We start from the raw sequence: 26,523 nt of genomic DNA, 5'->3' as shown, positions 1-26,523 counted from the left end.
GGCTACGCAACCAGGTTACAATTTCTCGGCGATCATGACTGCTTTACGGTGCCGAAGGCCCCATACGGCCATACTGTCCAATACAAGTGTTAAAGTTTTTCCCGATTTCGTAAGTTCATATTCCACGCTGACCGGAATCGAGTCATACACGGTACGTTTAACCATACCATTCAATTCCAATTCTTTAAGTTCTTTGGATAACATCCGGGCCGTAATGTTGGGGATACAGCGTTCTATCTCCCGGAAACGCTTCTTACCAAACAATAAAGTTCCGATGATGGGGAGTTTCCATTTGCCGCTCAATACATTGAGGGTATCGTTGACGGCGAGGATGTATTCGGTAGAGCAACTTTTAACATTGTTAAGCTCTTTCTCAAATGTCGACATAATGATCCAATTTTGTAAATTGCTATACAATTGTATACCAGTATACTTTAGTATAGTGCTTACTTTTGTATAGTAAAGGTAACTACTTTTGTGTCGCATTATTGAAAAAGCAGTCTCATTAAAGAACATTAAAATTCACCCAATGTTTAAGTTTAAAGCAATTACCGTCGTAGCCGCAATCGCATTCATGTCTTTCGCAGTACCCTTTGCAGGAGTTTGGAAAAATGACAACGCACACTCCCGTTTCGGATTCGGTGTTACCCACATGGGCATCGCCACTTTCAACGGTAGCTTCAAGGATTATAACCTCACCATCAACGCGCCTGGCGATGATTTCGACAACGCAACCGTTGAACTGACCGCAGAATTGAAAAGCATCAATACAGACAATGAAAGAAGGGACCAGCACCTGCAAAGCCCCGATTTCTTCGATGCTGCCAAGTATCCTCAACTGACCTTCAAGAGCACTTCCTTCAAGAAAGTAGCCGATAAGAAATACAAAGTAGAAGGTGACCTCACTCTGCATGGCGTAACCAAGAAAGTATCCCTGGATGCTGTTCTGGTAGGTACTGCCGTACATCCACAAAGCAAGAAAGATATGGCTGGTTTCAAAGTGACCGGTACTTTCAAACGTTCTGATTTTGGTATCGCTCCCGGATTCCCCGCAGCTATGCTGTCTGACGAAGTAGCGATCAACGGCGACTTCGAATTCGCTAAACAATAATCTGGCCTGCGTACGTAAAAACACCGGAAAGGTCTTCGCATTTGATGTATCTTCCGGTTTGACTAAAATAATTACCTACGGATGAAAAAGATCGTATTATCATTTGCAACACTGCTGGCATTGACAGCAGTGTTTGCCTTCTCCATAGCCAGCAACTGGGCCGTTAAGAGCGACTACAGTATCAAGTTCTCCGGTGAAGATGCTTCTGGTATCTTCAAGACCTTTACCGGCAACATCGTTTTCGATGAAAAGAACCTGGCTACTTCCAAATTCTCGGTCAACATCGACGTCAACTCCATCAACACCGGCAATGGTATGCAGAACAAGCATGCAAAAGGAGATGAGTGGTTTGATGCCGCCAAGTACCCGCAGATCCTCTTCAACTCCAGCAAGATCACCAAAACAGCTACCGGCTGGCAAGCCACCGGTACCCTGGAAATGCGCGGCGTGAAGAAAGAGGTCAACATTCCTTTCGCTTTTGTTCCCAAAGGCAACGAGGCAGTGTTTTCCGGTTCTTTCACTGTCAACCGCAATGATTACGGAATCGGCAAACCCGCTTCCGGTAATGCTGGCGTTATCAAGATCGATGTGTACGTACCGGTTACAAAAAAATAAAGGGCATTATGTTTAAACGAGCATTGTTATTAGGATTGGTGTCGGGCATATTGGCCGGCGTAGCCTCCCTGATCTATACCAAGGTCTATTTCGGAACCAATGAAGCCGATTTCTCCAAAGTAGCCAGCACGGTTTCCGTCCTGGCGGCTTCCACCCTGGGTGGTGTACTGGCAGGGCTGGGTTACTGGCTGCTGTACAAACTCCTGAAAGGTAAAGGAGAGATCATCTTCAACCTGGTATTCGTGATCCTCAGCTTTGCCTCCATTCTGACGCCATTGGCCGTCAGATTGCCGCTCGAGGTAGAGTTTCCCGAATTGTTCCCGGGTCTTGCTGTGCCGATGCACTTTTTCCCGGCACTGGCCTGGTTTACACTCAAGCCCCTGTTCATCCAGCAGACCGTTAAGAATTACGATAGCACTGCTGGCGTGTAACAGGCGATGGTTAACCACAGCCTCACGCATAAAGGCTTTACAAGGCACATGAGCATTAATAACAGGGCCGACCACTGCATGGGCCGGCCCTTTTTTATTGTATTTACCGTTGCTTCAGGGTGGGGAACGATGGCGATCACCACCGCACAACCGATGCATGCCAATCCCGCAGATAACTTCTCCCGTTATACTGGCCCCTCGTGTTTACGTATCTTCAATACCACAGCCTTTGAGGTAGGTGTATTGCTTTTCTCTGCCACACTGGTGATCGGTACCAATACATTGGTTTCCGGGAAATACGTGGCCGTACAACCTGCGGGAATCGCATAAGGGATGACCAGGAATTGTCGCGCTACCCGCTCTACTCCGTCATGATAATTGAACAGGTCCACCACATCCCGCTCGCGCAAACCCCATTTGTTCATGTCTCCCTGGTTCATCAATACCACACGGCGTTCATGGTAGATGCCGCGGTAGCGGTCGTCGAGGCCATAAATAGTGGTATTGAACTGATCATGGCTCCGGATGGTCATCATCAGCAATTCATCGTCGGCCAGTTGCAGGGTGTCTGAATGCCCGATATTGAAATGCCCTTTGCCCGTCGGTGTACCGAAGCCGCCCGCCCGGTTTACATTGGGCAGGTAGAAACCGCCTGGTTGCCGCACCCGTTCATTGTAGCGCTCAAAACCAGGTATCGTTCTTTCTATATCGTCACGGATATGATCGTAGTGTTGAAGGTATTTGTCCCAGTTAATGGGGCTGCGTTGGCCAAGCGTGGCTTTGGCCAGCCGACAGATGATGTCAGGTTCACTTAATAGGTTCTCGGAAACTGGTTGTAATATGCCTTGGGAGGATTGCACCACGCCCATGGAATTCTCACAGCTCACAAACTGCGCTTCGCCCTGCAGCTCATCTCTGTCGCTGCGGCCCAGGCAGGGCAGTATCAATGCTTCTTTGCCATGAACCAGGTGGCTGCGGTTCAGCTTCGTCGATACATGCACGGTCAAAGCACATTGTTGTAAGGCCGCTGCTGTATATAAGGTGTCGGGCGTAGCAGAGAGAAAATTACCGCCCATGGCGATAAAAACTTTGCCATCGCCGCGGTGCATGGCCTGGATACAATGCACCACATCCCAGCCGTGTTCCTGCGGAGGACGGAAGCCAAAGTTCGATTCGATCTTATCCAGGAATTGCTGGGAAGGTTGTTCGTAGATCCCCATCGTGCGGTCACCCTGTACATTGCTATGTCCACGCACCGGGCAGGTACCCGCACCGGGTTTGCCGATACTGCCTTTCATCAACAGCAGGTTCACTACTTCCTTGATGGTGTCTACCGCATTCTTATGTTGCGTGAGCCCCATGGCCCAGCATACAACGATTCGGCGTGTATCTTTCAGCAGGTCAGCCACCGCCTGCAATTGGGGCAGGTCGATGCCGCAATCGCGTACCAGGGTGGCCATGTCCAGTTGCTGCAGGTGTTGTACCAGTCCCTCAAAACCTATGGTGTTCGCCTGGATGAAATCATGGTCCAGCACACTGCCCGGAGCTTTTTTGTCTGCTTCCAGCAGCAATTGTTCGATGGCCTGCAACAAGGCCATATCGCCATTGATCTTGACGGGTACATACAGGTCCGAGAGCGGCGTGCTTATGTGCAGCATACCTTTCAGTTGCTGGGGGTTGTTGAAGCCCATAAGCCCTGCTTCCGGCAAGGGATTGATGGAGATGATCCTGGCTCCACGTGCTTTGGCTTTTTGCAAGGCCGTCAGCATACGGGGATGGTTGGTGCCGGGGTTCTGTCCCAATATCATGATCACTTCTGCTTCGTAGAGATCTTCCAGTTTCACGGAGCCTTTACCAATACCCAGCGATTCGCCCAGCGCTACGCCACTGCTCTCATGGCACATATTGCTGCAATCGGGCAGGTTATTGGTGCCATAGGCACGTACAAACAACTGGTAGAGGAAGGCCGCTTCGTTGCTGGTACGGCCGGAGGTATAGAAGATGGCTTCGTCGGGGGAGGCCAGTAGGTTCAGGTGGCCAGCGATCTTGTCAATGGCCGCGTCCCAGCTGATGGGCTGGTAGTGCGTACCGCCAATAGGTAAATACATGGGTTCGCCGATGCGGCCTTTGCGGCCGATCTCGTAATCGGTTAAGGCGGCCAGCGATGCCACGCTGTTGTCGGCAAAGAAATCGGCCATCAGCTTTTTGGCAGTGGCTTCTTCCGCAACTGCCTTGGCGCCATTCTCACAATATTCCGCAACGCCGCTTCTTTCATCATCAGGATCGGGCCAGGCACAGCTGGGGCAATCGAATCCGCCTTTCTGGTTGAGTTTACTCAAGGCTTTTATGCCACGAAAAATACCTGCTTCTCCAAACACGTGTTGGAAAGCATGCAATACGGCCGGCAGACCGGCAGCGCTGGTCTTTACAGAACCCAGTTTGAGCCCGGTAAATAACTCCGGATTCTCCGCACCTGGGATTTCCTGTTTTTTCTCACTCATCGTCATTCGTTTTTAAAGTAAGCCACAAGCAGCGAGGTGATGGGTCGTTCGTCATGGTCTCAATGGCCGAGCTCGATGCGTTCGCCCCCACAATAGATATTGAACCTGTCAGTACGCAGGAAGCCGATCAGGGACATTTTGTATTCGCGGGCCAGTGAAACGGCCAGGCTCGAGGGAGCGCCTACCGCCGCAATGATCCGGATACCGGCCATGGCAGCTTTCTGGATCAATTCAAAACTGGCACGACCGCTCAATAATAAGATATGATTGTTCAAAGGCAACTGGTCATCGAGCCATTGGGCGCCGATCAGTTTGTCCAGGGCATTGTGCCGACCTACATCTTCCCGTACCATCAGCAGTTTTCCGGTCCTGTCGAACAGCGCCGAGGCATGCAGGCCACCCGTGTGGGCAAATACCGCCTGCTGCTCCAGCAACTGTGTCTGTAGTCCATGCAGTACAGCAGGCGTGACGTGCAGGTCGTCTGATAGGTTATCGAAGGCTGAAACCGTTTTGATGGCGTCGATGCTGGCCTTGCCGCACACACCACAACTCGAGGTGGTATAAAAATTACGCTCGGTTTTTTGCAGTAATGGTTGAACGCCCGGTTTGAGTACCACCGTGGCCACATTGGCGCCGAGTGATACAGGTATGATCTGTTCTATCTCTCCGGGATGACGGAGAATACCTTCCGTAAACAGAAAGCCGGCAGCCAACGCTGCATCATGGCCCGGCGTGCGCATGGTAACGGATATCTTCCGCAACTGACGATCCATGCCATGTAGCACTTGTATCTCCAACGGTTCTTCGATTGCCAGCATATCATCTGCTGTAAACAACTCACCTGCCTGTATCTTCTGCACCGGTAAAGTAGCAATAGCATCGATGTTCATATCGCACATTTTATACCCGAAAGGTAGCGGTAATAACGGATATTTAATCTGTTTGTATAACTTACTCTCTCATGATCTTCTAATCTAAGCAGTCAACCATGGCCCGGTAACTTTGTTACCTTTGAAATATCCATTAAGACCGATAAAAGCGACATCAAATGAATGCAGAACAACAACGTTTGCCACAGCTGCCCTGGAAAAAATGGGGTCCTTACGTGTCAGACCGGCAATGGGGAACCGTACGGGAAGATTATAGCGCGCATGGCGATGCCTGGAATTATACGACGCACGATATGGCCCGCAGTTATGCCTGGCGTTGGGGCGAGGAAGGAATAGCTGGTATCAGCGATGACAAACAATTGCTCTGTTTTGCATTGGCCCTGTGGAATAAAAAAGATCCCTGTCTCAAAGAACGGTTTTTCGGTCTTACCAACCAGGAAGGCAATCATGGTGAAGATGTCAAAGAGATCTACTACTATTTAGACAATACACCGACGCATTCGTACATGAAAATGCTGTACAAATACCCGCAACAGGAGTATCCGTATGAACAGTTGATACAGGAGAACAGGCGTCGCGGTAAACAACAGGAAGAGTACGAGCTGATCGATACCGGCATTTTCAATGAGGATAAGTACCATGACGTGTTTGTGGAATATGCCAAAGCCGATGCCAATGATATGTTGATCCAGATTACCGTTCACAACCGCAGCCGGGAAGCAGCCAGTCTGCACCTGTTGCCTACGGTGTGGTTCCGCAACACCTGGTGTTGGGGACGGCAGGATTACCGGCCTTCGCTGTACCAGACCGATGACCAGTGCATCGGTATCAACCACCGCGAGGTGGAAATGGCACATCTTTACTACGAGGAAGACGCCAATACCTTGTATTGCGACAATGAAACCAATACACAGCGCTTGTATAAGTCCGCGAACCAGCACGCCTATCCCAAGGATGGTATCAACGACCATGTGCTGTTTGCGCGCGCCAGCGTAAACCCGGCCAAGGAAGGTACCAAAGCCGCCATCAATTACGAGCTTACCATTCCCGCAGGTGGTTCACATGTGCTGCGCCTGCGGCTTTGCGCCGCGCGCATGGCCACGCCGTTTGCACGATTCGATCAGCTGTTCAAGGCCCGTAAGAAAGAGGCCGACGACTACTTCGCCCACCTGCAGCATGCGGTAACCAGTGCCGAAGAAAGAAGTGTACACCGCCAGGCCATCGCCGGTATGTTGTGGAACAAACAGTTCTATGCCTATAAAGTGCAGCAATGGCTCGATGGCGACCCCGCCATGCCCAAGCCACCCGAAGCGCGCTTGCATGGCCGCAACAATGACTGGCGGCATGTGAACAATGAGCATATCCTGTCAGTACCGGATAAATGGGAGTTTCCCTGGTATGCGGCCTGGGATCTGGGTTTCCACTGTGTTACCCTGGGGATGGTCGATCCGGACTTTGCCAAACACCAGTTGCAGTTGCTGACCGAAGAATGGTACATGCACCCTTCCGGCATGTTGCCGGCCTATGAATGGTCGCTTGGTGACGCCAATCCCCCCATCCATGCGGGGGCGGTATACCGTGTCTTCCGGCAGGATGCCCGGGCCAAAGGCATCAAAGATTATGAGTTCCTCGAATCCCTGTTCCATAAACTGCTCATCAATTTTACCTGGTGGGTCAACCGAAAGGACCGTAGTGGCAGCAATATCTTTGAAGGGGGCTTCCTCGGCCTGGATAATATCAGTGTATTTGACCGCAGTGCTCCCCTGCCCGAAGGGGTGACGGCCGAGCAGGCCGATGCCACCAGCTGGATGGCGATGTATGCCCTCAATATGCTGCATATTTCGCTGGAGCTGGCTACCCACAATAAGGCCTACACGGGCATGGCTACTAAATTCTTCGAACACTTCCTGTACATCGCCGGTGCCATGGCGGATATGGGTGAAGAGCACGCCAGCCTGTGGGATGCCGAAGATGAGTTCTTCTACGATCAGGTGCGTATAGAAGGCAAGGGTGTGGTTAAGCTGAAAGTAAAAAGCATGGTGGGGCTGATCCCGCTGTTTGCCGTAGAGGTGATCACCGACGAAACCCTGAAGAATAATCCGGTGTTTGCAGAGCGCATGCAGTGGTTCCTCGACCACCGGCCCGATCTGGCCTTGCTGGTATCGCGCTGGTTTGAGGAAGGCAAAGGAGATGTGCACCTGCTGAGCCTGCTGCGAGGCCACCGCATGAAACGGCTGCTGGCCCGCATGCTCGATGAAACCGAATTCCTGAGCGACTACGGCATCCGGTCTATGTCGAAAGTATATGGCACCGAACCTTATTGTATCAATCTCAATGGGGCCGAATTGCACCTGCCGTATGTGCCCGGCGAAAGCGATAGCAATATGTACGGGGGCAATTCCAACTGGCGCGGACCTATCTGGATGCCCATGAACTTTCTCATCATCGAGAGCCTGCGCAAATACCATTTCTATTACAGCGATGATTTCCGCATTGAATACCCCACTGGTTCAGGCCGCTATTATACGTTGAAAGAGGTGGGAACGGAGCTGGCCAAACGCCTGCTCAGGATCTTCCTGCCCGACGAGCAGGGTAGGAGGGCCGTATTCGGCAACCACGAAAAGATGCAGACCGATCCGCATTTTAAAGACTATGTATTGTTCCACGAATATTTCCACGGCGACAATGGCAAGGGATTGGGAGCGGCACACCAAACCGGGTGGACCGGCCTCGTCGCCAACCTGATCATCATGAAGAGCGAGAATCCCTAGCAGCCATTCGCGGCGACTGACCATAAAAAGTATCGGCTACCACCTGTAGGCAACCGTTTGCGGAGGCTTACAGGGGCTTTCCTCCCATAAACTTGCACGGGATGCAGGAAATTTATTACTTTAGACGAGGTGCCCTTTATGACCTCATCAACCGACATTGCTTTATGGGATCAACTGGTACAAGGCGACGAACAGGCTTTGTATGCCTTCTACCAGGCGAGATATGGCGAATTGCTGCAATATGGACTCCGGCTCTGCAAAGACCCCGAAGAGAGCAAGGACGCCATCAATATTGTGTTTGCCCGCATCTGGAACAACCGACAACGCCTGCCCCGGACACAACACCCCAAAGCTTATCTTTTCGCTTGCTATAAGAACCAGTTGTTGCGCCAGCGGCAGCAGGCGCATCGTGTGATCCCCATCAGCAGTGATGAACTATTGGTATCCAGCCAGTCGGTGGAAGAAACCCTCATCGAACTCCAGGAACAGGAAGCGCTCCGGATGCGGACGGCTCAGCTGCTTAGTAAATTGACGGATCGCCAGCAGGAACTCATCCGGCTTCGTTTTATAGAAGGGTTGAGCTATGAGGAGATCGCACAGCGGCTTTCCATCTCCGTACGCACCGTCTACAACAGCATACACGAAAGTCTCAAAGCGCTGCGCAATGCGGCAGAATAGCGGGTGGGCCAGGCCACCGCAGTAACGTGAAGCCGTGCAGGCCTGTGCGGATTGTTGCCACCTAACATGCGGATGAAGCCTCTGGGTGCCAGCTCTATTGGTCGGCTGGCACGGCCAGCAAAGGCTCCAGGTTTTCCAACTCTTCTTCTGTAAACAGTTTAGACCTTATCATAAACCGCACACCCAGCGGGATCTCCAGCGAAAAGCTGCTGCCCCGGCCAGGTGTTACATCCAACGTCAACTGGGTGTGTTTCCAGTATTCAAACTGGTCGGCGTGCATAAAGAAGTAGCAGTCGTGCACGATGCCAAGACATACATCGCTGGCGCCCGTGCGAAATTCACCCACCGGAAAACACATGGGTTGGCTGCCATCGCAACAACCGCCGCTCTGGTGAAACATGAGCGGCCCATGCTGGGCGCGTAACCGGTCGATCAGTTCCGTTGCTTTATCCGTTGCCAGTATTCTGGGAGTGGCCATGGTAGTCGGTTTATAAAGAATAACGGCAGCGCAGAAGCGCCGCCGTTCTGATGTTGAACGTGAGAATCTCCTAATATGCAGATTAAAAGAAACCTAATTTCTGCTGACTGTAAGAGATCAGCATGTTTTTGGTCTGGCGATAGTGGTTGAGCATCATCTTGTGGGTTTCCCGGCCAAAGCCCGATTTCTTATATCCACCAAATGGCGCATGGGCAGGATACGCATGATAACAGTTCACCCAAACACGCCCGGCCTGAATGGCCCTGGGCACCTGGTACAATTCGTGCGCATCCCTGGTCCATACGCCCGCTCCTAAACCGTACAAAGTATCGTTGGCGATCGCGATCGCTTCTTCTACCGTTTTGAAAGTAGTAACAGATGTTACCGGGCCGAATATTTCTTCCTGGAACACCCGCATCTTGTTATTGCCTTTGAAGATGGTTGGTTTGATGTAGTAGCCATGTTCCAGTCCACTGTTCTGGTGAAAGGCCTCACCGCCACACAGTACTTCGGCACCTTCCTGCTTGCCGATATCGAGATAACTCAGGATCTTATTGTATTGATCTTCGCTGGCCTGCGCACCCATCATCACGGTGCCATCCAGGGGATTACCGAGCTTGATTGCCTTGGTGCGCTGGATCACCTTGCTCATAAACTTGTCATAGATGCTTTCCTGTACGAGTATCCTTGACGGACAGGTACATACTTCCCCCTGGTTGAGGGCAAACATCACGGCACCTTCCACGGCTTTATCAAAGAAGTCGTCATCGGCATCGGCTACAGAAGCAAAGAAGATATTGGGACTTTTGCCACCCAGCTCCATCGTAACGGGGATCAGGTTCTCGGAAGCATATTGCATGATGAGGCGGCCGGTAGTGGTTTCGCCGGTGAAAGCTACTTTGTTGACCCGTGGTGAAGATGCCAGCGGTTTACCGGCCTCCACGCCAAAGCCAGTTACAATATTCAACACCCCTTTGGGAAGGATATCGCCTACCAGTTCCATCAATACCATGATGCTGGTGGGGGTTTGTTCGGCAGGTTTTACTACGACGGTACAGCCGGCTGCCAGGGCAGGAGCGATCTTCCAGGTAGCCATCAGCAGGGGAAAGTTCCACGGTATGATCTGACCGACAACACCGATGGGTTCGTGTAAATTGATGCTAACGGTAGTTTCATCGTGTTCGCTGATCGTACCTTCTTCGCTCCTGATCACACCAGCGAAGTAACGGAAATGGTCGATCACCAAAGGCAGATCGGCCGCCCTGGTTTCCCGGATGGCCTTACCATTGTCGACGGTTTCTACAATGGCCAGATACTCAAGATTATCCTCGATCACCTGGGCTATTTTAAGCAGGAGATTGCTGCGATAAGCGGCGCCTGTCTTGCTCCAGGTCTTGAAAGCTTCTGTAGCTGCATCTATCGCTAAATCAATATCTTTTGCATTGCCGCGGGCAGCTTGCGTAAATACTTTACCATCGATGGGGGAGATGTTGTCGAAATATTCTCCACTGGAAGGGGCTACCCATTGACCTCCAATGTAATGATCGTATTTGTTTTTGAAAGCGGGCCTGGTGGCCACATTCGATTTTGGCGCTGAGGTTGTTGCAGAACTCATAATGGAAGTTTAATCGTTAGAAATAGACTATGAATTTCCTGAACTAAAGAGGGATGCACCACCCACGATCGTCCTTTTTCGTAGCACGATCGTACTTTTCTTTTGTGTGTCGGCCAGCGATTGCTTAAATTGATACATGTAAAAACGATTGTGATGCCGTTTAAGAGTTACCTCAGCAAAATCGATCTTACTCATCCCAAGCACCTCCAGACACTGGTTGAGAATCGCCGCATCTTCAACCTCAACAATTGTGAGCTGAATATATTTGAAACCTACCAGCATGCTTATCATATACCGCTCACCTTTAATGATTTTGTGATCACCAGCATGGTCAAAGGAAAGAAGGTGATGCATTTGTTGGATCAACCTGCCTTCGACTACCTTCCGGGTGAAACGGTCATCGTGCCGGCCCATGAAACGATGATCATCGATTTCCCGGAAGCAGAAAAGGCGAACCCCACGCAATGTATAGCGCTGGCGGTCGATGCGGCCTATGTGAACGATACCATTAGCTTCATGAATCACTATTACAATGCAGAGGGCGATAAACACGAATGGCGCCTGCAATTCAACCAATATCATTTTGCCAATGATACCGAAGTGACTGATCTTATCAACAAGCTGATCCGGGTGTGCAGCGGCAGCGACAAGGCCAAGAATATCTTTGCCGACCTCACCCTGAAGGAACTGCTGATCAGGTTGATGCAAAGTCAGCACATGCAACAGGTATCGATGGAGAGTGAAACTTGTAAGAACAAAGACAGGATGCATTATATCCTCAACTATATCCACGAGCACCTGCCCGAGAAGATTGCAGTCGATGCCCTGAGTCGGAAAGCCTACCTGAGCCGCAATGTATTCTTTAAATGGTTCAAAGACCAGCTGGGCATCACCCCGCTCGATTACATCAACAACGAACGTATCAAGCTTGCCAAGCAAATGCTCGCCGATCCGCGCAACAGCATCAGCACGGTCAGCCTGCAGTGCGGTTTTAGTGATGTCAATTACTTCATCCGCCTCTTCAAAAAAACAGAAGGGATCACACCCAAATCCTACAAGGATTGCCTGATGCAGTAGGGGTGAAACTTTTTTTCAAAATTCTTCCCAAAACGACGGTAAAAACGGCCGGCTACAGGTATCTTATATAAAAACAGGAACGCGCGGCCCCTTTCTGGTTGGCGGTAGCCCTTGTATATCAAGCTTATGTCCGACTATCAATCTTTTACTGCTGCCGATCTCCTGGCCGACGAGTCATTTGTCAATTATTTGCTGCGGCACAACGAAACCGACCAGCTCCGTTGGCAACAGCGCATTGCAGCCGGTGAGGTGTCTGCCAGCGTATTGCAGGAAGCTTCCGACCTGTTCTTTGCCCTGCGTGGACAAGGAGCCGTCAAAGAAGCGCCTACCGCGGCACAGCTCGACCAGCTGAAGCAGTTGATGAACCGGCAGACACCTGTTCATCAGCCCGTACGAAAGCTGTACCGTTGGTGGCCAGCCGCCGCTGCTGCAGCCGTACTGATCATCGTTGCCGCCACCTGGTGGGCACAGTCTGGCAGATCCACGGCTACACCTGTAAAGGATTTTGTGGCATTCGCGGCCACGGCTCAACACATACAGCGCGTTACCCTGCCCGATGGCAGTACGGTATTGCTCAATGGCAACTCTTCCGTGAGCCTGTCACCCGGATTCAACAAGCAGAAACGTGAAGTATTACTGAAGGGTACTGCCTTCTTCCAGGTGGCACGCAATCCGGAAAAACCCTTTACCGTCATCAGTGGCGACGTCAGCACCACGGCCCTGGGTACTTCTTTTTATATACACCAATCGTCGAACCAGGCGCCTACGACCGTATCGTTGTTAACGGGCAAAGTGCGGGTAGAAGTAGCAGGCCAGTCACCCATACACCTGGTGCCGTACGAGCAAGGCGTTTACCAAACGAAGAAAGACCTGGTAAAAACCACTTTCGATAACAATATGCTGGTCAACTGGACCAAAGGCATGGTGATCTTCAATAATGCCAACTGGGACCAGGTAAAAAATACCATTGAAGAATTTTTCGATAAGCAATTGATCATTGGCAATGGCAGAAAAGACATCAGCTTTACCGGGGCTTTTAAAGCCGACCAACTGGAATCGATCTTGTCGTCGCTCGAGTTTACCTATGATCTGAAATACACGATCAACAACCAAACCGTCAACATCGCCTTTTAACCTGGCTGCTTAAACCAAGACTGCTTATGAGCTACACAAACAAACTTGTGGGCAAGGTACTCCCTTTGCTCAAGAGCGCCTCCTTGCTATTACTCATCCTCCTGTACCAGGGGGCCCGCGCTCAGGACAATTCCACCGTACAGATCGGTTTTGCCGATGCCACTGTAGAAAAAGCATTTACCGAGATCACACAAAAGACCGGTGTCCGATTTGCTTACGATGCCGGCAAAGTGAATCTTACCAAAAAGATCACGCTTCCCACGGCCACCTACAAACTAAAAGACCTGCTCGACAAAGTGTGCGCACTCGCCGGCCTCACCTATCAGCTGCGCAACAACACCGCCACGGTAAAGTCGCTGACCACAGAAGGCAATGAAGTGACTACCGTGTACAAAGGCAAGATCGTGAGCGATGCCGGTGAACCGCTTTCATCCGTCAGCATTACCAACCAGCGATTGAAAGTAACCGTCGTGTCTGACAAAGACGGCAACTTTGAGATTCCCGCTGCCGTACAAAACCGCCTGCTTTTTACCTCCATCGGATTCGATGATCACATGGTACTCGTGGATAAGCTGGGCCAACCAGTCACCATCTCCCTGGTCGCTTCGGCCAAGAACCTGAGCGAGGTCGTGGTGACATCGCTCGGTATCAAGCGCGAAAAGAAAGCCCTCGGCTATGCCGTGGGCGAAGTAAAGGGCGAGCAAATCGATAAGGCCCGCGATCCCAACGTGATCAATACCCTCGCCGGACGTGTACCGGGCCTCATCATCAGCAATACGGCCGGTGGTCCCGGCAGTGCTGCCAAAGTACTGATCCGGGGTAATACCGATATCACCGGTAATAACCAGCCACTATATGTAGTGGACGGCGTACCGATGGACAATTCCAACTATGGTGCTACGACCAACGATAAGTATGCAGCGGGTTTTGACCTGGGTGATGCCATCTCGGCCATCGATCCCAATGACATCGAATCGATCTCCGTATTGAAAGGGCCCGCGGCCTCCGCACTGTATGGTGGCCGGGCAGGTCATGGTGTTATCATGATCACTACCCGCAAAGGCGCCAGCCGTAAAAGCCTGGGCATAGAAGTGAATTCTACCGCCACTTTCGAAACCCTGCTGACACGGTCCAACGATAACCAATACGAATATGGACAGGGTATGAGTGGCAGCATTCCTACCAGCAGCCTGATCTCTCGTAGTACGTTGTTCTCCAACTTCGGCGCCAAACTGGATCCCAACCTGACCATTCCCGCTTTCAATGGTGGTACGGCGCCCTATGGTTTGGTGAAGAACAACATCGAAAACTTCTTCCGTACGGGTTCTACCATTGCCAACAACGTGGCCATTACGGGCGGCAATGAAACCAGCACCATCCGTTTTTCGTACAGCAACCTGTACAACGACGATATCGTCCCTAAAAGCTATATCAACCGGAATACTTTTACCCTGCGCGGCACCAGCAAGATCGGTAGCAAGCTCAACCTCGATGTACGGGCTACCTACATGAATGAGTATGTGAAGAACCGCCCGGGACTGGCGGATGATCCCAGCAATATCGGGTTCAATTTTGTTGGTCTTGCCAACAACGTCGATCAGAAAGTATTTGAGGAAGGTTACCAGGACCAGTTTGGCCAATACGTAGAGTGGGGCGGTGGACAATACCACCTCAATCCCTACTGGGTTATCAACCGCATGAGCAATATCACCCGCAAGGACAGGCTCATGAGTATTGTGCAACTCAACTACAATCCAACCTACTGGCTCTCCCTGCAGGGTAGGATCAACAATGATTTCACCTTTCTGGGCTTCGAAAAGTTCAGTCCGCCCTCTACGCCCGGTGCCTTGACCGGTCGCCTGGATGGCACCGATACGCGGTTCTCCTATACCTCTGCCGATGTGCTCGTGACCATGAAGAAAACCCTGGGCCACTTCGATGGTAGCGTCAACATTGGCGGCAACATGGAGTTTTACCGCAACCGGGGAAGTGCTAAAGTAGGTACCAATATGGTGGTGATGGATGCTGTCGTATTCAATAGCTTTAAAACAAATACCGTTACCGAAACCAATATCCGCAAGCGCACCAATTCCTTCTATTCTACATTTAGCCTCGGTTACCATGGGTATGCCTACCTCGATGCCACCATTCGGCGTGATATCTCGTCCACCCTGCCGCCTTCCAATAATAGTTACTGGTATCCGTCGCTCGGTGGCTCCTTTATCATTTCGGATGCCTTCCCCAGGCTGAAAACGGGCTTCCTCAACTTCCTGAAAGTTAGGGCGTCGGCCGCCGAAGTGGGCAACGATACAGACCCCTACCAGCTGACCCTCAATTATGCGCTGCATCCTTTGCAACCTGCCAATAACGTGATCGGTTTTATTGCCAATACGGCCAACCCCAATGCCACCCTGCGGCCTACCCGCACGCGCAGCATCGAAACGGGTATCGACGCAAAGTTGTTCAATAACAAGATCGGCGTAGAGTTTACCTGGTATACACAGAACTCGCGAGACCAGATTAACTATGTCAACATTCCTTTCTCCGGCGGATTTGCTTCGCAGGTCATCAATGCCGGTACCATCTCCAATACGGGTGTAGAACTGTTGGTGACCGGTAAACCCGTCACCACCAAAAACTTCAGTTGGGATATCGCCGTCAACGCAGCCCACAACAAGAATACCGTGAAATCACTGGCAGATGGCGTGGCTTACATTACCCTGTCGGATGCGCGGTGGTTGGGGATTTCCGTGATCGCAGAACCCAATTTGCCCTACGGTACCATGCTGGGATACGATTACCAGCGTACGTCTGACGGACAAACGATATTGGATCCCGTGACCCTGCACCCACTGGCCAGCGATGAGCGTGTACCGCTGGGTAAAGGCACCTGGAACTGGACGGGTGGTGTTACCAATACATTCCGTTACAAGAACATCGGGCTTACAGCCGTGATCGATGTAAAGACAGGTGCTGACCTGTTTTCCATGACCAACCTCTTCGCCGTTACCCGTGGTCAGCACAAGATGACCCTGGCCGGCCGACAGGAGTGGATACAGTCGGAAGAAGCGCGCCTGGCTGCCAATAAAACCCTCGATGAATGGATCGCTTCCGGCAACGCCAAAGGTTACGTACCACAAGGTGTCGTGCAAACAGGTACCGATCCGCAGGGCAAACCCGTGTACGCCAGCAACACCAAGCCAGTAGATCCTAATACGTACTGGCCACAGTATTATGGCGATGACAAAGGCATAGCACCTCCGTTCATCTACGATGCTACGTATGTCAAGCTGCGCGAGATCGTATTGTCGTACAACCTGCCCGCCCGCTGGTCGAAGAAGATCAGTGCCCAGGGTATCTCGCTGTCGGTGGTGGCACGCAATCCCCTGATCATTTACAAGAATGTACCCAACGTCGATCCTGATTCCAATTACAACAATGGTAATGGTCAGGGCCTCGAATACGGATCACTGCCCGGCAGAAGAAGCTGGGGACTCAACTTAAACGTCAGGTTCTAAACCAACATTCCCAATACAATACAACCTGTTATGAAAAAGATTATCTGTTTAATAGGGCTTGCAGGGATGTTGGCTACATCCTGTAAGAAATTTGGCGACCTCAATACCGACCCCACCCGGTCGGCCAACCTCGACCCGGCCATACAACTGGGCTATGTACAGCAAAAACTGTCGGGCGACCTCAATGTACAGGAACGGCTCGGTGTGATACTGACCATGCCCCTGGTAGGGCACCTGGGCGGCGCCTGGTCCAACCAGTACGGGCAGTTTTATGTAAAGCAGGAGCGCTACGCTTCCTTGCTGTGGGAAGATAATTTCGTGAACGAGGTCAAGAATATACTCGATGCAGAAGAGCGTACGCGCAACCTCGACAATGCGAAAAACCTCAATGGTATGTGCCGGGTGATGAAAGTATATGTGTTTGCCCGCCTCACCGATATCTATGGTGATATTCCATATACGGAAGCCTCCGGGGCGTATTCAAAAGGTAAGTCATCGCCCAAATACGACAAGCAGGAAGATATCTATGCCGACTTCTTCAAACAACTGGATACGGCCGTGCTGCGTTTCAATGAAGGAAAGGATGTGGTGAACAACGATGCGTTTTACAAAGGCAGCATCAGCAAATGGAAGAAGTTTGCGGCCTCGCTGCGGTTGCGTCTGGCACTTAGGGTAGCCAAGCGTCTGCCGGCCAAAGCCAAAGAAGAAGTGCAGAAAGCGTTTACCGCCGGCGTCATGACTTCTGCCGACGACAACTGCCTGCTCAACCATGACAATGTGCAGAATGACTATGTCGATCTGCGCGGTAATGGTATATCGGCTGCCTTGAACCAGGGTGACCTCATCGGCTACCGCCTCACCAGCACCTTTGTGAGCCAGTTGCAAAATAGCAATGATCCCCGCTTGTATGTATTTGCCCGCAATTACCTCGATAAGGCATTCAAGCCTTTTGAAAGGGTCGACATTACCCAACAGGTAAAAGCACAGGTAGGATCGTTTGGTGTACGGCCTACGGATTTTATCTGGGACAACTGGCAGAATACCATCTACGTCAATACACCGGATGCGCAGAACGTACCGGTATCCAACAACGAGCAGTTCATCCAGGTCGCCAACTGGCTCATTGCACCCAACGCGCCTTACCTGCACCTGGGTTATGCAGAGACAGAGCTGTTACTGGCAGATGCCTCCTTCCGGTTCGGCATTACCCTGGGCGTTTCGGCTGAGGAACACTACAAGAATGGGTTGACGGCGGCCTGTAAACAACTCAGCCTGTATCCCGGCGCACCGGCCATCAGCGATGCCGATATCAATAAGTTCATTGCCGACAATACCCTGGCGCCCGGCAACGAGTTAAGGCAGATCAATACCCAGCTGTGGATCGTTTATTTCCTGAATGGTCCCGAAGCATTTGCCAATTTGCGCAGGAGCGGATATCCCGTATTGCCTTCAGGCTTCAAGAGTGGCTATTCCGATGCGCAACAAATGCCGCGCAGGCTGGAGTATCCCATCTCCGAAAAATCACTCAATGCTACCCATGCCGGAGAAGCGATCGGACGTATGGGCGGCAAAGACGATTGGAGCAACCGTGTATGGTGGGATATGCCTTAATATTCATTTTTGAACGACCTCAATCTTTGCAAAATGCGTACTATACAAAATAAGAAACTGCTCGATATACAATTGGCTGTGCTGGTGCTCAGCACGCTGCTGGTGGCGGCTTGCAACAAAGACATTGCCGACGACCCGGAGTTTGGTCCCAACGATTACCCCCGCATCTTTTATGCGCAGGGAAGTTTTCCGCAGGCAGTGATCCTCAACCAGGGACAAACGGCCACCTATGGCGGAATTACCTATTCACCAGCCGGTAAGGTAAAGATCAGCTGGAAGGTGAACGATGAAGTAAAGTCGAGCGATACTACCTTCAAGTTTACGCCTACAGCTGGTGGCGAGTACAATATCAAGCTGGAAGTGGAGCACAACGGACTGGTGTCTACAAGAGCCTCACAGGTGATTGTAAAACCAACGACCTATACCCGGAAGAATTTCAACAAAGTGGTGATGGGTTACCTGAGTATCGATGGGATAGGGGCCGATGTGAAATGGAATTATGTAACACATGTAGCGGCACAGTTTGGCCGGGTCAGCTCGGATGGATCGCTCGATATTACCCGGGGTAATGCCAACCAATTGGCCGACGAGCTGGTGGCACGCGGTCATATCCGCGGACTGCCGGTATTGCTCACCTTGTTTGGCCGCCTGTCGCCGGTAGATGGCTGGGCTTTGTACGAAAGTGATGATATGGGACCGGCCCTGCGCAATCCCGGTCTCCGTGCGGGTTTGGTGGCGCAGGTGAAGAACTACCTCCAGACTACCAAAATGGATGGCGTGGATGTGATGATGACCGACTTCAATGGATCGCCCAATTATGGCGCCAGCCTGACGGTCTTGGGGTTGTTTGTAAAAGAATTGCGGGCAGCCTTGCCGACAGATGCGATCATTACCATTACCGCGGGTGCCGGCTGGCAACATTGGGAGTATCCTGATCTGACGCCGGTTGACTGGGTCAATGTGCGCGCCTTTGAAGATGGCGTACACGTAGGTCCGGGTGCACCGGTAGGGCAGGCGTCTTCCCTCGAGTTCATGAAAACAGCTGCCAATATATGGGCTCAGTTTCATGTGCCCGCCTCTAAGGTGGTGGTAGGGTTCCCGGCATTTGGCCTGCGCTACAATGAACTCGATGCCAATGGTAATTGTGCAGGTTGGTCGGCTTATGACTATATGACTTACAAAGCCATCATTGCTGCGGATCCTGCGGCCGATACCAAAGAAAAGATCAATGTATCCAAAGGCGTATACTACAATGGCGTGCCGCTGGTAAAGCAGAAGGCTGACTTCATCAAGACCAGTGCCTACAAAGGCATGTATGGCTGGTACATCGATGCTGACGCGGCCGATACGACCAAATCCCTGTTCCGTAACGTGTTCAGGACATTGAATTGATCATGCGAACGATCTATACCATAACCTTCCTGCTGCTCCTTGGCTGCACAAAGAGCAGTGCACAGGCAGCGTCGTTTATAGTGGGCGGTTACGTGCCTTCCTGGAAAGACGGCGCTGCCATTGACTACAGCAAACTGACGCACGTGTTCTTCGCCTTCCTCAAGGCAAGGCCCGACGGCAGTTTGCTGTCTTTTACAGACGAAGAGCAACGGGCATTCGATGTTTTCAAAACGCGCAGTGCCGGTAAGGTAAGGCTCATCAGCCTGGGTGGCGGATCAGATACTTCGATGCTCATCATGGCGGCTACCGCTGCCGGGCGTACGGCTTTTGCAGCTGCCTGTACCCAATTTTGCCTGGATAATCAGTTACAGGGGGCGGATATGGATTGGGAACAGATCCGCGACAATACCAATGCGGCCAATTTTGAAGCGTTGATGAAAGTGATGTCGGAGCAGTTGCATGCGAAAGGGTTGCAGCTGGTAGCCACGGTGGCCCATGGCTGGGGCGGAGAGTATTACAGCGCGAGGGCTTTGAAGTATGCAGACTGGATCCAGTTGATGGTGTATGACCAGGCGGGTGCCTGGGCAGCGAGTCCCTATGGCAATCATGCCACCTTTCAGCATGTGCTGGAGGCGGTGGATTTCTGGAAGCGGAAAGGGTATACGAAAACTGCGAATATGGTGATCGGATTGCCGTTTTATGGCTATAAGTTCAAGACCGATGCAGGTGGCCTGGCCGATCAGGTGAACTATAAAGATATTGTAAGCTGGTTTCCTTTTCTGCCGGCGGAAACCAACGAGCACAACCTGGTGCAGTTCAACGGCCCGGTGTTGATCAAAGAGAAGACGGCTTATGCAAAGCGGAAAGGCTTCAAAGGCGTGATGATCTGGGAAATGACGCAGGACCTTCCTTCTGACAATCCCAAATCCTTGTTGCGCGCGATCGATGAGGCGGTGAAGGAGTAGTTCTCTAATTCTCATATTCATAATACACGCAGCCGGTGATGATGCGCTGCGTTACGCAGGTTACCTTCTGGCCATTGCAGACCGCCGGTTTCCAGCGAGGCACTTGTTTTACCAGTCGGATAAACTCACGGTCAAGTGGACTGTACGTGGAGCTGTCTGGTTTTTGATCGATGCGTATATCCAGTAATTTACCTTCCTTATCGATCACACAGATCGTGTAAACGCCATATTGATTTTCGCCGTTTTCGTTCATGTCCAACGGGAAGCGGAAGTTTTTGTTGAGGAAGCGTTGCCAGGAGGCAGCACCGCCGATAAATTCCGGATCGCTCTGCACGGTGATATGTACCTTCTCCTGCAAAACACTGTCGTAATAAAACTGGCAACCATTATGTCCTCGCTCTTCGTTTTGGACATGAACAGGAGGTTCCTCGAGGCTGCAGAAAGCCATCGAACACAGCAGGATCACAAAGAGGACAAATCGGTGATTCATAGGGGATACCAGCAGGTTTTCGGGCCAATTGCCCGGCACCGGCTTTACTATCAACGCTGCCGGGCGCCTCCATATTGTTGTTATTAGCCCCCGTGGATAAGACGGACAATATCGCTGTAGGCGAACTGATTGACTGGGTTGTGTGTCAGCCAGTAATGCATGGTGTATTGCAATAACAGGAAGCCGAAATGTCAATAGACCTTACTGCCCGTTGGCCAGCACGATGATCGCAATGATGATCAACAGTGCAGCGAGCACGGCCAGGGTAACTTTCCAGGCGGAAACCGGCTTTTTGCCATGGATCTTGCCCGTTTGTCCGTTGACGAGAAAATGGTAGGTCTTGCCCTTGTACGCGTAGGTGCACAGCCAGATAGGTAGCAGGATATGCTTGTAGGTTTGATTGGAATAGTCGGTGTTCACTTCCAGTCCTCGGTACGTATCGATACGGCATCGCTCCACGCAGGCCGCATGGATCGAGTCCCGCATAATCTGTTCTGCTTTTACATAGCCGTCATTCACGGCAATGTCATATACATCGGCCTGCCAGCCCGATAAATATTGCGCATCGAAATTGACGAGCTCCTGCAGCTGGTAAGGAAATACACTTTCATATTCACTTTGGGTGAGCTCGGTAGCGCCGCCGATGAGGATATCGTCAAAGAAATGATCGTAGGTGCCACTGCGGTAGATCCATTCTGTGCGTTGTACCTGGCGCGTCTGGCGATTGCCGTTGCTATCGGTGTACGATTCCGTTTCGTAATAGTAGCGCCCGCCATAGCCGCTCCAGGCGCTGTTGGTTTGCGCGTCGTAGGTCCAGAAGGGGAGGTAGATACCGTGCAGGGCATCGTGGCGGGCAATGGCTTGCAGGTCGTTGGGTGCCCACCATCCCTTACCGATCCAGGTTTTGAAAGTATCGACCGATTGTTGTTTATCGATCTTGAACGGCACCATGCCCGAAGGCTGTATGATTCGGGTTTTATAAGCGACCGGATTTACGGCTTCGAAGTTGCAGAAGCTGCAGGTGAAAGTGGGTAATTCATTGGTGAAAGCCGATTCGGAGCCACATCGGGTGCATTTATATACCAGCTGTTCGACGGTTACGCTGGCGTCGCCACCAACGGCCAGTTGTTGGCGCAGGTTGTTTTCCTGGATGCGGTCGGTAGCTTTATCGATGTCCACCTTGGTGCCGCAGTGTTCGCACACCAGCTGCTGCGATTTGGCACTGAAATACAATTGCGAGTTGCAACCCGGGCAGGGGAATAGCAATAGGGAAGAAGAGGAGGTGGTTGTTGTTTCCATGGAAATTTTCGTATCAGTGGTACGCTGGTTGTGCCGCTGGTCGCCTTGATCTAAGCTCCGGTATCGATGGCCAGCTATATTGCCTTGTGTTGCAGTAGAACAGGCATTGGGGGCAGGCAGCAATGATAACCTACCCCCAATGCAGTGCCTTATAATTTACCGAGTATCTCGGCTTTTTTCACATTGAATTCTTCTTCCGTCAGGATGCCTTGCGCCTTCAGATCTCCCAATTGCTTGAGCAGGTCGACCAGCTTTTGCTTTTCGTTGGGATCAGCTACCGGCGCATTGTTTTGTGCGGGTTGCTGTTGTTGCTGAGGCTGTAGCAGGTTGGTCAGGATAACGCCTGCACCGATGCCGGCGGTGTTGGCAGCCCCGGGGTTATTGGAGAGGTTTTCAAGGGCAATACCGCCCTGCATCTGGTTGAATTGATTCAACTTGTCCGACAACATATTGAGTTGCGTCGTTTTGTCGAGCATCTTTTCCACCTCTTCGGGCAGCGTCACATTCTCGATGTAGAACTTACCGATCTCGATACCCCACACGTCGAATTCCTTCTGGAAAACAGGCTTCAACTTTTCACCGATCTCTGTAAAATTAGCTGCCAGGTCGAGTACGGAAATGCCGGCTTCTGCCAGGCCTTCGGATAACTTGCTGACGATGGTATTGCGCAATTGCTCGCTGACAGCTTCCACCCGTACCCAGGGATTGGTGCCCGCAAACTCGGTGATGAATTTCTTGGGGTCGATCACCCGCATGGTATAGGTACCGAAGGAGCGCAGACGTACCTGTTTGAATTCCGGATCACGTACGATGATCGGGTTGGAGGTGCCCCACTTCAGGTTGGTGAATTGTTTGGTGCTGACATAGAAGATGTCGACTTTAAACGGCGAGTTGAACAGGTATTTCCACGAGTTCAGCGTGGTGGTGATGGGCATGTTCTGCGTAGACAGCTCATGGCGGCCGGGGATGTATACATCGCCAAACTCACCTTCGTTCATCAATACGGCCACCTGCGATTCGCGCACGGTCAGCTGGGCGCCGTTCATGATCTTGTTGTTCTTGTCGGGAAACTTATAGATGACGGTATCGCTGGTATCATCTACCCATTCGATGACCTCGATAAACTCATTCTTGATAAAGTCAAACAATCCCATAGACGTGGTTTTATACGTTGGAAGGTAAAGAATATCTCATTAGTGTGGGGTCGAAAGGAAATGTTACAACCACATTCAACTATTCATGCCCGCATAAGTTCATTGTAATGCAATTAGTTACTCCCTCCGGGCATGCGTTAAACAAAGCGGATTTTTTTACGGGGTCGCTACACCGCATAATAACGGTATTTTCAAATATTAATAGGGCTAATGGGTTGCAAAATGCGGTATTGTTGTATTTTCATGCCCTAACGCTTATCCCTATGAGTTTAATAACCAGTAACGAAGTAAAGAAGTTTTTGGAGGCAGCTACGGCGCAGACATCTTCCCGCATGAAGTTGATCGCGGAAGTGAGGAGTGCACATTCAGACTTTTCCAGTCTGTACAAATATGTCAGTTCTCAGTACAATGATAATATTCCTCCTGATGTATTACAGATACTGCAGGAAGAAGCCCGGTACTTTGCCGCAAGATATTTGTCCAATTCCAATGGAAAATAGTCATCGTTTGGGTGAACTTTTCCAACAATCCTAAGACAGATTGATACCTGTAATAAGCTTATCTCCAGAGAAGGTTTATTACAGGTATGTTTTTTTACGGCTGCCTGTGTCCAGCGCCCGCACCTGCTCAAGGTAAGATGCCACTCACGCTTCCCGAAATCATTGCCGCTCGCCCTTAATTGGGTATTTTCTCCCGCCGCATCCGGCACGAACTCATTGACCGGGAAGGAATTGTCAAGTTTTGCTTCGTTTGCTGTAGATTGATTTACAATAAATTAAAGAAAAAACTCGAGGGCTATTGCATATCTTTGAACTCATTCGTTACTTTGTATTATGCAACAGACAGCTATTTCTTATGAGTATGAGCGCATTGCTGACATCAAGCGCCTCAAATTTATTGCCGAGAGCCTGGCGAAGGCAATCCCTGCAGGAGGAAACATCCTCGATGTAGGTTGTGGTAATGGTGTGATAAGCAGGCACTTGGGCCAGTTTGGCTACAATGTGCTGGGTATCGACATCAGTGATAAGACAATCGCCGTGGCGAAAAGTAAGAACAAGCTACCCAATGTTCGCTTCGACGTGATCAGCGCCGAAGACCTGATCGCCCAGGGCAAGCAGTTCGACGCTGTTATTTGCAGTGAAGTACTCGAGCACCTGGACCAGCCTTCCATCTTGCTGGAAACTTTGTACAAATCGCTCAAAGACGAAGGTACCCTCGTGGTGACCGTGCCCAACGGTAAGGGCCCCCGTGAAGTATTTGTAACCAAACCCATGCTGGCTGCCCGCAAAAGCCCTGGCATGCAGCGCTTCCTCAACGGACTGAAGAAAATGCTGGGTTATAAAGGCACTACCGTACAGTCGCAGGCCGATAACCTCGATCACGTACAGTTCTTCTCCCAAACCGACCTGAAGAAGCTGGCCGATGCCAACAAGTTCGAAATCATCAAGTTCAGCAAGACCAATTTCGTAGAAGACGTATTCCCCTTCTCCCTGCTGACCAAGCGCATCAAGGCGCTCCAAACCCTCGACTGCCAGATCGCAGAAGTGCTGCCTTATGGTATGACGGGTGGTTTCAACACACTTTGGAAAAAGAAGCTCTAAACAGCTTTTCCTGATATTGAAAGCCCTGCCGGTGCATCCGGCAGGGCTTTTTTATGCCTGCCGAGAGCCGGTGTATACCTGATTCTAGTCTAAGGGATTCCTAATTAACGCCTTACAAGAGGATGCAGCGGAGATACAGCGGAGATGCAGCGGAGATGGAGCGGGGTTGCAGCGGACTTATATAGGGCCGCTGCAACCCCGCTAAAAATATGTTATTTAGTTACTATGTTTCCGTTGTATGGATTAATTTCGTCATAAGTAAACGGGAAGTCCCATAGCGACCGCTATGGGCTTTTCTATCTTTATTAATCATATAAACCTTATTTATGGCAAAAATGTACCCAGGCATGGGAGACGGTATTCGGGGAAAGATCGATGGTATTTCCATTTACAAAATGAAAGGTGTCGATAGACCAGTTGTTCGCAGAAGCAGCGGTCATTCGAGGGCAAAACAAAAAAGAGACCCGCGGTTGGATTTGTTCTGTCGCGCGGGTAAAGAGTTTGGTGGCAGGTCGGTAATTGTTGGCCACCTCAATTGGGCTTTACGTTTGCACAAATGTTGCAGAGACCACAACGTAACCGCGCCGCTCAATGGGATCTTGTCCTCCGTTCAGGTACTGGATGGCGAAGGGGATTTAGGAGAAAGAAGTATTTTCCTGTCACAGCACAAAGAGTACGTTAAAGGGTATTCACTAAACCGTACCAATCCTTTCGACAGCGTCGTTACCCTATCACCGCAGTGTTCAATTAATAGGGAAACACTCACTGCTACCTTGCGTATTCCGGCATTGATTCCAAATGTCAATTTCTTTCCTTCTATGCGGTCTCCTTTTTATCGTTTTATCGCTACGATGACGGCGGTTCCCGATGTCGTTTGGAAAAATGGACGTTATGTGTCGGTGTTTGATAAGGAACGATCTTTTGCCGATGCGGATAGCTATACAAACTGGTTTTCTCTGCTCGAGGGATCACCCACACAGGAAATTGTATTGAGCAGTAACGATACGCCACCCAACGAAAATTATACATTGGTCGTGACAGTTGGAGTTTGCTACGGCATCCTCAAAACACTGGATGAAGTCGAGATGCTACCCTACGGCGGCAGCGGTAAAATTTTAGAAGTAGGATAATCAGCCAGGGGGCTCTGTTGTTCTGTTTTCCCACAGCTCTTGCAGCAGATTCATAGTAAGCC

The 26,523-nt window shown here is 50.9% G+C and carries 22 protein-coding genes; 14 read left to right on the top strand and 8 right to left on the bottom strand.

The genetic code is table 11. From position 1 onward, the window contains the following. Nucleotides 1-15: 15 nt before the first annotated feature. Nucleotides 16-387, bottom strand: a complete 372-nt coding sequence (locus tag P2W70_RS28005; protein ID WP_276484875.1) for a winged helix-turn-helix transcriptional regulator — start codon at nt 385-387, stop codon at nt 16-18. 142 nt (nt 388-529) lie between these two features. On the opposite strand from P2W70_RS28005, the gene P2W70_RS28000 reads away from it, so the two are divergent. From P2W70_RS28000 to P2W70_RS27990, 3 genes are all read left to right on the top strand, one after another. After that, the gene (locus tag P2W70_RS28000; protein WP_276484874.1) at nt 530-1,111 is read left to right on the top strand and encodes a YceI family protein; all 582 of its coding nucleotides are present in this window, start codon (nt 530-532) and stop codon (nt 1,109-1,111) included. Nucleotides 1,112-1,192: 81 nt separating this feature from the next. After that, nucleotides 1,193-1,726: a YceI family protein gene (locus P2W70_RS27995; RefSeq protein WP_276484873.1), complete on the top strand. Its 534-nt coding sequence runs from the start codon at nt 1,193-1,195 to the stop codon at nt 1,724-1,726. 8 nt (nt 1,727-1,734) lie between these two features. Next, nucleotides 1,735-2,157, top strand: a complete 423-nt coding sequence (locus tag P2W70_RS27990) for a hypothetical protein (RefSeq protein ID WP_276484872.1) — start codon at nt 1,735-1,737, stop codon at nt 2,155-2,157. A 185-nt stretch (nt 2,158-2,342) separates the two neighbouring features. Here P2W70_RS27990 and P2W70_RS27985 read toward each other — a convergent pair whose 3' ends face one another. Then, complete coding sequence (locus tag P2W70_RS27985; RefSeq protein WP_276484871.1) at nt 2,343-4,658, bottom strand: FdhF/YdeP family oxidoreductase; 2,316 nt, start codon at nt 4,656-4,658, stop codon at nt 2,343-2,345. Nucleotides 4,659-4,717: 59 nt separating this feature from the next. Continuing rightward, a complete protein-coding gene (gene fdhD, locus P2W70_RS27980) occupies nt 4,718-5,548 on the bottom strand; it encodes a formate dehydrogenase accessory sulfurtransferase FdhD (protein ID WP_276484870.1) in 831 nt (276 codons plus the stop codon). A gap of 158 nt (nt 5,549-5,706) precedes the next feature. On the opposite strand from fdhD, the gene P2W70_RS27975 reads away from it, so the two are divergent. Together P2W70_RS27975 and P2W70_RS27970 are read left to right on the top strand one after the other, a co-directional pair. Next, nucleotides 5,707-8,319, top strand: coding sequence for an MGH1-like glycoside hydrolase domain-containing protein (locus tag P2W70_RS27975; RefSeq protein WP_276484869.1), 2,613 nt, complete (start codon nt 5,707-5,709; stop codon nt 8,317-8,319). Between the two features lie 138 nt (nt 8,320-8,457). Next, nucleotides 8,458-8,997: an RNA polymerase sigma factor gene (locus P2W70_RS27970; RefSeq protein WP_276484868.1), complete on the top strand. Its 540-nt coding sequence runs from the start codon at nt 8,458-8,460 to the stop codon at nt 8,995-8,997. A gap of 94 nt (nt 8,998-9,091) precedes the next feature. Here P2W70_RS27970 and P2W70_RS27965 read toward each other — a convergent pair whose 3' ends face one another. Together P2W70_RS27965 and P2W70_RS27960 are read right to left on the bottom strand one after the other, a co-directional pair. After that, nucleotides 9,092-9,475, bottom strand: a complete 384-nt coding sequence (locus P2W70_RS27965; RefSeq protein ID WP_276484867.1) for a DUF779 domain-containing protein — start codon at nt 9,473-9,475, stop codon at nt 9,092-9,094. An 82-nt stretch (nt 9,476-9,557) separates the two neighbouring features. Next, complete coding sequence (locus tag P2W70_RS27960; protein ID WP_276484866.1) at nt 9,558-11,090, bottom strand: aldehyde dehydrogenase family protein; 1,533 nt, start codon at nt 11,088-11,090, stop codon at nt 9,558-9,560. A 153-nt stretch (nt 11,091-11,243) separates the two neighbouring features. Between P2W70_RS27960 and P2W70_RS27955 the strand changes: the two genes are divergently transcribed. From P2W70_RS27955 to P2W70_RS27930, 6 genes are all read left to right on the top strand, one after another. Next, nucleotides 11,244-12,167 carry an AraC family transcriptional regulator gene (locus P2W70_RS27955; RefSeq protein ID WP_276484865.1) on the top strand — a complete coding sequence of 308 codons (924 nt, stop codon included), beginning with the start codon at nt 11,244-11,246 and terminating at the stop codon, nt 12,165-12,167. 126 nt (nt 12,168-12,293) lie between these two features. Continuing rightward, nucleotides 12,294-13,301 (top strand): FecR family protein, encoded by a 1,008-nt coding sequence (locus P2W70_RS27950; protein WP_276484864.1) that lies wholly within the window; start codon nt 12,294-12,296, stop codon nt 13,299-13,301. A 26-nt stretch (nt 13,302-13,327) separates the two neighbouring features. Then, on the top strand, nt 13,328-16,819 hold the full coding sequence (locus tag P2W70_RS27945) for a SusC/RagA family TonB-linked outer membrane protein (protein WP_276484863.1): 3,492 nt from the start codon (nt 13,328-13,330) through the stop codon (nt 16,817-16,819). A gap of 30 nt (nt 16,820-16,849) precedes the next feature. Then, entirely contained in the window at nt 16,850-18,430 is a 1,581-nt protein-coding gene (locus P2W70_RS27940; RefSeq protein WP_276484862.1) for a SusD/RagB family nutrient-binding outer membrane lipoprotein, read from the top strand. A gap of 33 nt (nt 18,431-18,463) precedes the next feature. Further along, entirely contained in the window at nt 18,464-19,822 is a 1,359-nt protein-coding gene (locus P2W70_RS27935) for a glycosyl hydrolase family 18 protein (RefSeq protein WP_276484861.1), read from the top strand. A gap of 2 nt (nt 19,823-19,824) precedes the next feature. After that, nucleotides 19,825-20,787 (top strand): glycosyl hydrolase family 18 protein, encoded by a 963-nt coding sequence (locus tag P2W70_RS27930; RefSeq protein WP_276484860.1) that lies wholly within the window; start codon nt 19,825-19,827, stop codon nt 20,785-20,787. Between the two features lie 4 nt (nt 20,788-20,791). On the opposite strand, the gene P2W70_RS27925 is transcribed toward P2W70_RS27930, so the two are convergent. From P2W70_RS27925 to P2W70_RS27915, 3 genes are all read right to left on the bottom strand, one after another. Further along, a complete protein-coding gene (locus P2W70_RS27925; protein WP_276484859.1) occupies nt 20,792-21,277 on the bottom strand; it encodes an energy transducer TonB in 486 nt (161 codons plus the stop codon). A gap of 201 nt (nt 21,278-21,478) precedes the next feature. After that, nucleotides 21,479-22,576, bottom strand: coding sequence for a TFIIB-type zinc ribbon-containing protein (locus tag P2W70_RS27920; RefSeq protein WP_276484858.1), 1,098 nt, complete (start codon nt 22,574-22,576; stop codon nt 21,479-21,481). Nucleotides 22,577-22,725: 149 nt separating this feature from the next. Then, entirely contained in the window at nt 22,726-23,730 is a 1,005-nt protein-coding gene (locus tag P2W70_RS27915; protein WP_276484857.1) for an SPFH domain-containing protein, read from the bottom strand. A 263-nt stretch (nt 23,731-23,993) separates the two neighbouring features. Between P2W70_RS27915 and P2W70_RS27910 the strand changes: the two genes are divergently transcribed. From P2W70_RS27910 to P2W70_RS27900, 3 genes are all read left to right on the top strand, one after another. Further along, nucleotides 23,994-24,230 (top strand): hypothetical protein, encoded by a 237-nt coding sequence (locus P2W70_RS27910; RefSeq protein ID WP_276484856.1) that lies wholly within the window; start codon nt 23,994-23,996, stop codon nt 24,228-24,230. Between the two features lie 333 nt (nt 24,231-24,563). Beyond that, the gene (locus P2W70_RS27905; RefSeq protein WP_276484855.1) at nt 24,564-25,331 is read left to right on the top strand and encodes a class I SAM-dependent methyltransferase; all 768 of its coding nucleotides are present in this window, start codon (nt 24,564-24,566) and stop codon (nt 25,329-25,331) included. 326 nt (nt 25,332-25,657) lie between these two features. Next, entirely contained in the window at nt 25,658-26,461 is an 804-nt protein-coding gene (locus P2W70_RS27900; protein ID WP_276484854.1) for a hypothetical protein, read from the top strand. Nucleotides 26,462-26,523: the final 62 nt, after the last annotated feature.

The sequence above is a fragment of the Paraflavitalea pollutisoli genome (assembly GCF_029360705.1).
Lineage (GTDB): Bacteria > Bacteroidota > Bacteroidia > Chitinophagales > Chitinophagaceae > Paraflavitalea > Paraflavitalea pollutisoli.
Note: the sequence above shows the minus strand (reverse complement) of the source record. Positions and strands in the feature narration are given on the sequence as shown.